Origin of the sequence: Halobacillus seohaensis (assembly GCF_042663045.1) — a bacterium.
Classification (GTDB): Bacteria; Bacillota; Bacilli; order Bacillales; family Halobacillaceae; genus Halobacillus_A; species Halobacillus_A seohaensis.
The window spans coordinates 1-874 of record NZ_JBHSZV010000058.1; the positions used below are offsets into that span (position 1 = coordinate 1).

1 protein-coding gene is annotated in these 874 nt (G+C 39.4%); it reads right to left on the reverse strand.

The window, feature by feature from the left end; genetic code table 11:
- Positions 1–664 (reverse strand): transposase (locus ACFQIC_RS18765; protein ID WP_390217662.1); only part of this gene is annotated, 664 nt, incomplete at its 3' end.
- Positions 665–874 lie beyond the last annotated feature (210 nt).

The following is an 874-nucleotide window of genomic DNA, read 5'->3' on the forward strand; positions in this document are numbered from 1 at the left end:
CGATATGCTCATTAGATTTGATCGTTACCGAATAGGTTTTTGTTTTCGCTCCTTCCTTGTAACAGCCCTCACGTAGCGGACATACTTTACACTTCTCCACATCAAAATAATATTTCAATTGGGGATTTTGAGAAGAATCTTTTCTCTTTTTAATGGCTTTCTTTGTCGCTAAATGTCCAGCGGGGCATACATACTTATCTGCATCTTTATTAAATTCAAACTCCATTCCTTCTTTGCGGTTTCCATTGGTTATCACAGGGTGTAAACGAGACACCAATTTCATTTCTTGTTCGTTTGCGTACTGTATATTTTCCTTACTAGAGTAAGCCGTATCTCCTAAAACCGTATCTACCTTCATCCCACTCTTTTTACTTGCTTCCACCAATTCCTTTAAATACTTTGTGTCACTTTTTTCACCAGATGTTACCACCGCTGCTGTTATAATTCGTTCATCCGACATGGCCATATGTGTTTTATATCCTAGGAAAGAATAGTCTGCTGATTTATAACCTTTTCGCGCGTCGGGATCTCCACCATAATTCGCCTCTTCTTCAATATCATCGATGACTTCTTTTACCCTATTCATTTTCTCTTTAATCGCAGGCATCTTTTTTAGGTTATCTTCTTGCTCGATGACATCAAGTAAAGCATTGGTATATGTCATTTCATCTTCTAGTGAGTTGGTCGTTGGCTTGGTTGGGAACTGCTTTTTGATGGTTTCCTTATACTGATAGACTGTTTTTCGTAATGACTTGGATTTCTCCTGTACATATTCTTTCGCTGTTTTCGCATGAAAACGGGACGCCGAATGGTGGCATCCAAGATTAAGGTATGGCTTGCCAACACCTCATGTTCCAATGCTAACGCAACCGTC